This is a genomic window from Flavobacterium sp. AC274 (assembly GCF_979258275.1).
This window is the reverse complement of the sequence record NZ_OZ409852.1, coordinates 602,322-613,507: the sequence shown is the minus strand read 5'-3', so window position 1 is coordinate 613,507 and position 11,186 is coordinate 602,322. Positions and strand designations below refer to the sequence as shown.

The window sequence follows — 11,186 nt, the reverse complement described above, 5'->3', positions numbered from 1 at the left end:
TTTTTATATGTCCTTCTAATAAAAGAAGTTGCCGTCCATATTATTATTTACAATTCTTAATTCTCCACTTTTACTATCGCCATTTTCCCGTTGTATGGCGCATTTCCTTTAGACTCCATTGCTTTTTGAGCTTCTTGTAATCCATCGACTTTTTCGTAATAGATGTAATATTTACTTGTTGTTACGTTGTAGAAGAAATTAACATCTGTACGTCCAGCGGCCACCGCTTTAGTTAAGAATTCATCTCTTTTTTCAACACTGCTGTGAACTGCAATAATTAAATAAAAACCGCTGTCAGCATTTTTAATATTTTTTATAATCTGCATGTTCGACTGGTCTTCACCAAAATCAAAATCACTTGCAGTTAACGGCGTACTACTTGGTTTTGTAGTTTCTTTTATACGTTTAAGAGCTGCTAAATCCTGTGCATATCTTCCCTGATCATTCTCATACGCTGCCTGCTTAATTCTACGTTTCTTCTCAATTTCAGTTTCAGCTTTAATGCGTTCTAAATTCGCAAGTAATGCTGCACTATCTACTTCCATTTTTAATTGTGCTGCTTTCAATTGGTTTATTTTTTCTAAATAAGCCCTGTTTGTAGCATCATTTTTATTAGGGAATTTTTTAAGTCTTTCGTTATATAAATTAGTTAGCCTTGCAATTTCATCTTTCTGAATTCTGTTTGCTTCAGCTATTTGTAATTTTAAAGCTTCTATCTGACTATTTTCAGCTGCAACACTTTTGAAAGGTTTCGGCTCTTTGTAAATTCCTTTATCACTTAAATCGTTTTCTTCTTTTAAGTCATCAAGATCTTTTTGTTTATTTGCCACAGTAGCATTAAACTGTGTTAATAAATCATCTTGAGTTTTAGCAGATTCATCTAATGAAAGTGCTAAATTATCAATTGCCTTTCCTGCCTCATCTGTAGCAGCTGCTCTTGCAAGTGCATCTGCATCAGCTTTCGCTTTAGCGTCTGCAAGCAACTTCGCTTGTTGTGCTTCTTCAGCAAGTCTTAATTGTCTTACTTCTTCTTCGGCTTTCAGTTTTTCATTTGCTTCTGCATCAGCTTTCGCTCTTTGATCAGCCAATAATCTAGCTTGTTCAGCGGCCATATCAGCTTTGGCTTTTGCATCTGCAGCCAATTTTGCTTGTTGTGCGTCTGCATCGGCTTTCGCTTTTGCTTCTGCAGCAAGTTTAGCTTGTTGTGCTTCTGCATCTGCTTTTGCTTTATTTTCAGCAGCTAATTTAGCTTGTTGCGCTTCTGCATCGGCTTTCGCTTTTGCTTCTGCAGCAAGTTTAGCTTGTTGTGCTTCCGCATCTGCTTTGGCTTTATTTTCAGCTGCAAGTTTTGCTTGTTGCGCTTCTGCATCGGCTTTGGCTTTATTTTCAGCAGCTAATTTTGCTTGTTGTGCTTCCGCATCTGCTTTGGCTTTTGCATCTGCAGCCAATTTTGCTTGTTGTGCTTCTGCATCTGCTTTCGCTTTTGCTTCTGCAGCTAGTTTAGCTTGTTGAGCTTCTGCGTCGGCTTTAGCTTTTGCTTCGGCCGCTAGTTTAGCTTGTTGCGCTTCTGCATCGGCTTTGGCTTTATTTTCAGCAGCTAATTTTGCTTGTTGTGCTTCCGCATCTGCTTTGGCTTTTGCATCTGCAGCCAATTTTGCTTGTTGTGCTTCTGCATCTGCTTTCGCTTTTGCTTCTGCAGCTAGTTTAGCTTGTTGAGCTTCTGCATCTGCTTTCGCTTTTGCTTCTGCAGCAAGTTTAGCTTGTTGTGCTTCGGCGTCGGCTTTTGCTTTTGCTTCTGCAGCTAATTTTGCCTGTTGTGCTTCTGCATCTGCTTTCGCTTTTGCTTCGGCCGCTAGTTTAGCTTGTTGTGCATCTGCGTCTGATTTCGCTTTTGCTTCAGCTGCAAGTTTAGCTTGTTGTGCTTCTGCGTCGGCTTTCGCTTTTGCTTCTGCGGCCAATTTTGCTTGTTGTGCTTCTGCAGCTTGTTGTACTTTTAATGCTTCAGCATCCGCTTTGGCTTTATCAGCAGCTAACTTAGCTTGACGTTCTTCTTCTTGTATTTGTAATTTTTTAGCTTCTTGTTCTGCTTTTAGTCTTTCAGTCGCTTCTGCATCGGCTTTTACTCTTGCATCTGCCAATAATTTCGCTTGTAAAGCTGCCATATCGGCTTTAGCTTTTGCATCAGCAGCCAATTTAGCTTGTTGGGCTTCAGCGTCAGCTTTTGCTTTATTTTCAGCAGCTAGTTTTGCTTCACGAGCTTCTGCTTCTTCTTTAGCTTTTGCCTCTTCAGCTAATTTTATTTTTAATGCTTCAGCATCCGCTTTTGCTTTTGCTTCGGCAGCTAATTTTGCTTGTTGTGCTTCGGCGTCTGCTTTCGCTTTTGCTTCAGAAGCTAATTTTGCCTGAGCTTCAGCATCTGCTTTGGCTTTTGCATCTGCAACAAGTTTTGCCTGAAGTGCTTCTGCATCAGCTTTCGCTTTTGCTTCTGCAGCCAATTTTGCCTGGGCTTCAGCATCTGCTTTCGCCTTTGCATCTGCAACAAGTTTTGCTTGAAGTGCCTCCGCATCAGCTTTCGCTTTTGCTTCTGCAGCTAATTTTGCCTGAGCTTCAGCATCTGCTTTTGCTTTTGCATCTGCAACAAGTTTTGCTTGTTGTGCTTCAGCGTCTGCTTTCGCTTTTGCTTCTGCAGCTAATTTTGCCTGAGCTTCAGCATCTGCTTTTGCTTTTGCATCTGCAGCTAATTTTATTTTTAATGCCTCAGCGTCTGCTTTCGCTTTTGCTTCAGAAGCAAGTCTTGCTTGTCTTGCCTCTTCATCAGCTTTCGCTTTTGCTTCTGTAGCGGCCTTTTCTTTTAATGCAGCTTCTTGTGCAGTTTTTTCTTTTGCAGCAGCGGCTAATTTAGCTTTGTTAGCTGCATCAATACTTACTTTAGTTTTTGCAGCAGCAGCCGCTTTTGCTTTTGCTTCAGCAGCTAACCTTGCCTGAAGTGCATCTGAATCAGCTTTTGCTTTCGCGTCAGCCGCTAATATAGATTGTAAATCTGCCGCTTCAGCTTTCGCTTTTGCATCAGCTTTACGTTTAGCTTCTGCAGCATCTGCTTTTGCCTGAGCATCAGCAGCTAATTTTATTTTTAATGCTTCTGCATCTGCTTTTGCTTTTTCTGCAGCTAATTCTGCAACTGTTTTTTGTGGCTCAACTACTGTTTCTATAACAGTTGGTGTTTCTGTAACGGCTGGTGTTTTAGCTACTCCTTCTGCATCAACTTTTCCTTTAGCAGCAGCTAATCTGGCTCTTTCTGCAATTTGAGCATCTACTCTGGCTTTATTTTCTGCAGCCAGTTTTGCTCTTTCTGCATCCTGTGCATCAGCTTTTGCCTTATTATATGCAGCAATTCTTGCTCTCTCTGCAGCTTGTGCATCAGCTTTTGCTTTATTGTCTGCTAGCAATCTTGCTCTTTGTGCAGCTTGTGCATCTGCTTTCGTTTTATTATCTGCCGCTAATTTTGCTATTTGCTCTGCTTGTGCATCAGCTTTCGTTTTATTATCTGCAGCTAATCTTGCTCTTTCTACTGCCTGTGCATCGGCATTCGTTTTATTTCCAGCAGTTAATCTGGCTCTTTCTGCAGCTTGTGCATCGGCTTTTGATTTATCAGCAGCCAATTGTGCAGCTGTTTTTTCTGTAGCTGTTGCTGGTTGGTTGGTTGCAGCAATTTGTGTTTTGGCTGTACCTTGTGCATCTGCTTTGGCTTTTGCATCGGCAGCTAATCTTGCTCTCTCTGCAGCTTGGGCATCGGCTTTCGTTTTTGCATCTGCAGCTAGTCTTGCTCTCTCTGCAGCTTGGGCATCGGCTTTCGTTTTTGCATCAGCGGCTAATCTTACTCTTTCCGCAGCTTGTGCATCAGCTTTTGCTTTATTATCTGCAGCTAGTCTTGCTTTTTCTGCTGCTTGTGCATCAGCTTTCGCTTTAGTATCAGCTGCTAATCTTGCTCTTTCTGCAGCCTGTGCATCGGCTTTGGTTTTATTATCTGCAGCTAATCTCGCTTTTTCAGCAGCTTGTGCATCTGCTTTTGCTTTTGCATCGGCAGCTAATCTTATTTTTAATGCTTCAGCGTCTGCTTTAGCTTTGTTGTCGGCTTCTAGTTTTGCTTTTGCAGCGGCTTCGGCATCAGCCTTGGCTTTTTCTGCAGCTGCAAGTCGTATTCTTTGCGCTTCTGCATCAGCTTGCGCTTTTGCATCAGCTGCTAGTTTTGCTTTTTCAGCCCCACTTGTTCTTGTAACCTGAGCTGTAGATGGATTTTTCTTAGCCAGTACCGGTTTAGATCTCGCTGGATCTATAAGAGCACCATCTTCATCATCTCCGTAATAGTAATTTCTGTTTTTAAATCTATATGCTATTGCAAATTCATGAGAACCACCTAAATTGGTAAAATTCCCCATTCCTCTTTCATAATTATATTCAATAGCAATACTTGGCGTAATATTAAATCCAAGTCCTGCTGAAACTCCGTATAAAGTATTGTATCCTGCCTGTGCCCAAACACCTTTTGGAATAGAAATCATGGCAAGTCCTGAAATAACTGCTTTATCTTGTTTAATTTCTGTTTTTACAATTCCTGAGAATTTACTTTGTTCAAAAAAACCATAGCTATCAATATATCCTGTATACATAGCATGTAATTCGATTGCTCTTTCGGGATCATCTTTTACAACTCCTGAACCAAAGTTGTAAAGAATTAAATTGTTTACAGATACTCCAAAATCAAGAAATGCTGTTCCGTAGTTAATACCAGGATTTACAGTAAGCATTGTATTTGATGGATAATCTCCATCTAAAGTTGTGTCATCTGAAATAATTTTCCCTTTGTTTAACCCGCTTTGGTAAGCACCAACGTTTAAACCAAAAGTTAAATTACTGTCCTGATCTAAAACGATGTTATGTGCAAAGTTCCCTACTCCGCCAAACACAGTCATTAAACCATAATTTTGTTGAAATAAACCAAAAGCAAAGGCTTCATTTTCTCTAAAACGCCCTGAGTAACCAAATAAATAAGTGTTTGGAGCATCTTCAAACTGCACCCATTGCCTTTTATTATAAAAACTTACATAAGCATTTTGTTCACGAACGAAACTAAATGCAGGGTTAATTAAATATCTATTAAACTTTAAAGAATTTCTAATTGGTAATGAAAACGAAACAACTCCATTCTCAGAAGTCTGGGAATAGAGTACATTTGAAAAACCGTAAAATAAAGTTATGAATAGTAAAATTTTCTTCATTATTTAATCACAGTTATTGATCCTTTTTTTCACCTGCATCGCCTTTAATGACATAGTAATAAACTGGATTGACATTTTTAAAATCTATTGCGGTCTGTGGCCAATCGCCCTGATAATCGACAACGTCCAAAACCATATCACCATTCGAACTTATAATCATTACTTTGGTGTTTGCATTTTTATATTCGCCAGGGATATCCCAATACGGTATATCTCCACTTAATTTTATAATATTAGGAACAACTGTTGCCGGGCCAGATTGACCTTTAATTCTAAAAGTAAATTCTTTTGTTGCAACACATCCTGAAACCTGAGAAATTACAACTCTGTAAAGACCTTTTACAGCTATCAGATAAGTATCTGTTGTGGCACCATTAATAATATTGCCATTTAAATACCATTCATATGTTGGTGTTGTAGCATCAGTTGTTATAGAAACACTCAAGGTTTCCCCTTCTGTAAGTTCATAATTATCTTGAACATCTATACTCGCATCAAAACCATTAGTGCTAAGGTTAATACTTCCGGTAGCTTTACAGCCTCCAAAATCAACTTCGACAGTATAAATTCCTGATTCGTTTGTAGTATAACTACGGTTAGTCGCGCCTGCTATTACAGCACCATCTTTTTTCCAGACATAGCTATTTCCAGAAGTTGCTGTAAGAACAGTTCCTGTTCCGTTAGAACAAAAAGGATTCCCTAAACTCGAACTTATCGTAACCGCAGAACCGCCACTTGAAGAAGTAACGTTTACACGATTTGAACTAAAATTCACATCTGTACATTGCCCATAATCAATTTCGGCGTAATACTTTCCGGTAGAATTTACTACTAACGTACTAGAACTTTGTCCTGCAATTGCAACATCATCTTTATACCATTTATATTTAATTTTTGAATAATTAACGGGAGATGAATTTGGAACTGTAGGTGTTTCGTTACTAATAGAAAGTGTAAGGTTTCCACCTGAACATATCATAGCGGCATCACTTTTATTATTGATAAAAAATGAAGCTTCGAAATCTTTGTAATAAGCTGGAAAAGAAGTATTTCCTAAGGAATTTTTAAAACGCTGACTCACAACTCCAGTAGAACTTTTTACTCTTAAACTATAAGTATCAGATCCCACTAAACTTGTTGGGACTGCATATTTAATAGTTTGCTGCGTAGCAGAAAGATCAATAGTTTGAAGTAATGTTGTGGCAATTGGGGTAGTAAAATCACCTGTAGCATCTGACAGTTCAACCACAAAAGTTGTTCCTGCAGGAAAATCTATATAGCTAAAGGTGGCATTAAATTCATTAAAAGATCCCCCGGCGCAAAGTTTCTCAAGACCATCAAAGGTTTGCGGCACAATTGTTTGTCCACTAACATTTGATTCGAAAGCAAAGAATGCGCCGAAGAAAATTAATAATTTAGTAAAAAATAGAGTAATTTTTCGAATCATATAGTGCGTTTTCTTGCTAAATCTATATCTTCAAAAAACAAAATATCAATGAATGTTTCAGAAAAATCATATTTGTAGTTCTCAATAATGTCTTTTGCAAGAACTGAATAAGAACCAGCAATTACTGAATTTTCGTCACATCCTGAAGTAGTTTGATTCTCTACATCAGCTGCCATAGCAAGGCTATCCTTGGGGATGGATAGCCCTACTATAAACTGATTAGAATTATCTAATTTGCTGATACGTTTATCAGCTATATCATTCTTTTGATTAAGTGTACACGGAGTCATCTTGCAATCAGAAACAACAGAAACTGTAGGTTTTTCTATTGTATTCTGTGCATACAGACATAAGGTTACAGGCGAAATCAAAAATATTATACAAGTAAAATATCTTTTTATCGGGGCCATTATATTTTGATCTTTATTTGGGTCCGTTGAGACGAATACACATAAATTGTGTCTGGGGACTTTATTAATAAAATTTACGCTCTGAAATAAAAATCTAAATCTATCTATCTGTTTCCGCTAGATGCTGTAATTTTTCCTAATTGTAATCTGAAATCTGGTTTCTTAGGGTTATAGATATCAATGAATGTCTCTTTGTTGTCACTTTGAGATTTAACATTAAAGAAAACAGTATTACCATACCAGCTCTCTAAATCTTCGTTGTTAGAATTGTATTCAGTAAAGATGTTTCCTTTACAAAGGTTGAAATACATTTCTTCAAATTTGATTTTTTTAAGGTTGGCATCGTTAATCTCAGTTTTGCTATCTAGTAAAACAGCAGGATTAAATCCAGAGATTACACTTCTTTTCATCTCAAGAGAAGCATTTTCAGCAACATAAATTGCTTCTTTTACTAAACCAGCCTGAATATCAGCATTGATGTTTTCGCTATCATTAAGCATTGTAATGTTTGTTGCAGCAACAAGAGTTTGTTTTTTAGTAAAATCAGTTTCGCTTTTCTTTTCGTATGATTTTACTTCCATGCAACGAGAACCATCTTTATTACTTGATAAATAAGAAGATCTTACCGCTAATGAATTGTATAAACGACATTGAATACCCTGAGTAAATTTATAATCGTCGTTGATTGATTTGTATGATACTAATTTACTAGCATTTACATCACCACCGTAAAAAGCAAATGAGTCACCACCAGAGTAGCTTACCATAACGTTTTCAAGAATAGTTTTGTTTCCAACACCTGCAATAGTTAAACCATTGAAAGTATCCATACCTTTAACTTTTTTACCTGCAAACTCGATTCTAACATATCTTAAAATACCTGAGTTACCAGCTACATTGTCACCACCGTAAGTAGTAAGTGTAGGATCAAGATCTAGATTGTAAGAACCAACATTTCCAAATTTGTTAATTGGCGCATCACCAAGAATTACAAGTCCACCCCAGTCACCAGCTTTTTTCTGGCTGCGGTTTGATGTAAATACAATTGGATCTGTTTCTAAACCATCTGCAACAAGTTGCGCACCTTTTGTAACTACCAATGTTCCTTTTGTTTCGAAATCACCAATAATTAAAGTTCCCGGTTCAATTGTTAAAACGGCATTGTTAGTAACATAAACGTTTCCTTGCAAAACATAAATGTTTCTTTTAAGCAATTTAGTATTAACAGAAATGTTTCCTGCTAAAATTTGGTTTGCTTCACCATAGTCAACTTTGTTAGGCTTAAATTCAGTCCAGTTGTTCAACCAGTTGTTGTAGCCCATAATTCCTTTTTCTTGTTGAGCACTCATACTCGTAACTGTCAAAAGAACGCAGATAATTTGAGTAATTTTTTTCATGATAAAAGGGTATTAGGTTAATAATAAATTTGGGTATGCGTAATATGATAAAAACTCATCTCGATTTTCCCGAAAGCTATCAGAACACATCGAGAACGAGTTAATATTTTTAAACTTCTTTTAAATGTTCGAGTTCATTTACGTAAACACTTCAAAGAAAGTTTTAAAAAATTTTATTTTTATTACATTTCGTTCAATTCATTGAACTCGTGTAATGATTTTAATGTGCTTTCGTAAAATAAAATAGCTGCAATTAAGTTTCCTTTATCAGAGTATGGCATCATTTTTCTTTGAAACTCTACAGTTACGTCTAAGAATGCTGATGTACCTACAGCCTGATTGTCTAAAACTTTTTTGTGCTCAGAATCGTCCGGAATACCTAAGTCTGCCATCGTCACACCTGGTTTTGTCACCAATGCAATGTAAGGGAGAGTCTTAACTAATACTTTAATTCGTTCAATGTACAACTCTAAAAGTTCTCCTTTTTGCATACCGCTCAATTCTTTTTGATCGTGGTATTTACGAATAAGAGCTGTTGTACTAATAATACTTCTGGGAGCGTTCTTAGCTTGAGCTGATGCTGCCGCAGTTGTCAAAATAAAAAATAAGCTTAAAAAAATAATTTTCCCTTTCATAAATTCTTATTAAAAATTGGTTGTTGATGAAAACAAAAATATATAAATTATGTTAAATCGCAACTTTAATGTTTTTTTTTTCGAAAATTCACCTTAAAATAACCTTAAAAAAGGGTCGTAGGTCGAGAAAATATGCGTTTTGCCGAAGATTTTGTTAATTTTGTTAAAATTTTTTCCTGTAAGAAATAGTTTAAGTAAATTAACTCTTTACGCATTATTGTACTCAAAAAAGACATCTGATTTAAACATTTTTGCAAAAACTATTAACAAAAAAATCTTAATATCTATTCAAATCATCTCAGTATTGATAAAACTTAAGAAGAAATAAATCAACAATTCAGTTAAAAAACATTTCATAAATACAAAAATGAACCTACAGAATTAAACTTTTTACTGAAAATTTTTGCCTACATCATTTTCTTATATCTTTGCTTCATGCAATTTTCACAAATTTTAGGTCAGGATTACATCAAAAGTCACTTGATAAAAAGTGCAGCTTCCGGGCGAATTCCACATGCACAATTATTCATTGGACCAGAAGGAAGTGGTACTTTATCAACAGCTATTGCCTATGCGCAATATATTTTATGCAATAACACAGGCGACGAAAATTCAAATGGAAACGATTCGTGCAATCTTAAATTCCAAAACCTTTCGCATCCTGATTTGCATTTTATTTATCCAACCGTAACTACAGAAGATGTAAAAACAAAACCTAAAAGTTTAGATTTCATTCAGGACTGGCGAAATTTCATTAACGAAATGCCCTACGGAGGTTTGTTTGACTGGTATAAAATTCTCGGCGTTCAAAACAAACAAGGAGAAATACGTGTCGAAGATGCTCAGGAAGTTTTAAAATCACTTGCGTTAAAATCATACGAAGGCGGTTATAAAATTATGATCATCTGGATGGCCGATAAAATGAATATCGCCGCATCAAATAAACTTTTGAAATTATTAGAAGAACCTTCAGATAAAACCATATTTATTCTGATTTCTGAAAACGAAGAAGATATTATTCAAACCATACGATCTCGTTGTCAGGTAATTCACTTTAACGGTTTACCCGAAAAAGTAATTGCAGAAGCCTTGGTTTCTCAAGAAAATATAGATTCCAACTTAGCCAAAAAAATTGCCCATCAGGCACAGGGAAATTTCAACAAAGCAGTTTCTTTACTAAAAGAAGATGATTCTGAATTTCCTTTTGAACAATGGTTTGTAAATTGGGTTCGCGCTGCCTTTAGAGCAAAAGGAAATGCCGCCGCCATTCAGGATTTAATTTCCTGGAGTGAAGAAATTGCCGGTTTGGGTCGTGAAAGCCAGAAAAAATTCATTCAGTTTTGTATCGAAATGTTTCGTCAGGCACTTTTACTTAATTATGAAGCGCCGTCTTTAGTCTATATAGAACCGAAAGTTGATAAATTCAAATTAGAAAATTTTGCACCATTTGTAAACGGAAACAACATTCATGACATTTTCAAAGAACTTTCAGATGCGATGTACCATATTGAAAGAAACGGAAATGCAAAAATAATTTTAACAGATTTATCTATAAAACTGACTCGTTTAATTCATAAAAAATAATTTTCAAATGAATAATGTTGCCTCTATTTTACTTTTGATTTTTTTGGCCTTAACATTTTTACAATCAGGCTACGAGAAAATTTTTTACTGGAAAGATAATGTTACCTGGCTAAAAGAACATTTTGCAAAAACCCCACTAAAAAACCAAGTGCCACTCGCGCTTCTTCACCTCTTAATTTTAGAATTAATTTCCGGAATTTTATGTGTCGTTGGTGCTATACAATTAGTAACAAAAAGTGGTCGTGAATTTGGTTTTTATGGTGCTGTTTTTTCATGTATCTCATTGTTAATGATGCTTTTTGGACAACGATTGGCCAAAGATTACGATGGAGCAAGAACCATTGTTATTTATTTTGTTCCAGCCATTATGGCTGTTTATTGGCTGAATTAAATAATATGCCACAGATTTCAAATTAAAATGATTAATAATCTGAAAT

The 11,186-nt window shown here is 36.3% G+C and carries 7 protein-coding genes; 2 read left to right on the top strand and 5 right to left on the bottom strand.

What is annotated here, in order from left to right:
- Positions 1–56: 56 nt before the first annotated feature.
- The 5 genes from ACZZZT_RS02825 to ACZZZT_RS02805 all read right to left on the bottom strand — a co-directional run bounded on the left by ACZZZT_RS02825 (position 57) and on the right by ACZZZT_RS02805 (position 9,165).
- Positions 57–5,276 carry a PorP/SprF family type IX secretion system membrane protein gene (locus ACZZZT_RS02825; RefSeq protein ID WP_463459342.1) on the bottom strand — a complete coding sequence of 1,740 codons (5,220 nt, stop codon included), beginning with the start codon at positions 5,274–5,276 and terminating at the stop codon, positions 57–59.
- 13 nt (positions 5,277–5,289) lie between these two features.
- Entirely contained in the window at positions 5,290–6,723 is a 1,434-nt protein-coding gene (gene sprC / locus ACZZZT_RS02820; RefSeq protein ID WP_463459341.1) for a gliding motility protein SprC, read from the bottom strand.
- Positions 6,720–7,133 (bottom strand): hypothetical protein, encoded by a 414-nt coding sequence (locus tag ACZZZT_RS02815; RefSeq protein WP_463459340.1) that lies wholly within the window; start codon positions 7,131–7,133, stop codon positions 6,720–6,722. The genes sprC and ACZZZT_RS02815 overlap by 4 nt, the downstream gene beginning before the upstream one ends.
- A gap of 104 nt (positions 7,134–7,237) precedes the next feature.
- The gene (locus tag ACZZZT_RS02810) at positions 7,238–8,530 is read right to left on the bottom strand and encodes a hypothetical protein (RefSeq protein ID WP_042564936.1); all 1,293 of its coding nucleotides are present in this window, start codon (positions 8,528–8,530) and stop codon (positions 7,238–7,240) included.
- A 182-nt stretch (positions 8,531–8,712) separates the two neighbouring features.
- Entirely contained in the window at positions 8,713–9,165 is a 453-nt protein-coding gene (locus ACZZZT_RS02805; protein WP_042564935.1) for a hypothetical protein, read from the bottom strand.
- A gap of 435 nt (positions 9,166–9,600) precedes the next feature.
- Between ACZZZT_RS02805 and ACZZZT_RS02800 the strand changes: the two genes are divergently transcribed.
- Together ACZZZT_RS02800 and ACZZZT_RS02795 are read left to right on the top strand one after the other, a co-directional pair.
- On the top strand, positions 9,601–10,749 hold the full coding sequence (locus tag ACZZZT_RS02800) for a DNA polymerase III subunit (RefSeq protein ID WP_463459339.1): 1,149 nt from the start codon (positions 9,601–9,603) through the stop codon (positions 10,747–10,749).
- A 7-nt stretch (positions 10,750–10,756) separates the two neighbouring features.
- A complete protein-coding gene (locus tag ACZZZT_RS02795; RefSeq protein WP_463459338.1) occupies positions 10,757–11,140 on the top strand; it encodes a DoxX family protein in 384 nt (127 codons plus the stop codon).
- Positions 11,141–11,186: the final 46 nt, after the last annotated feature.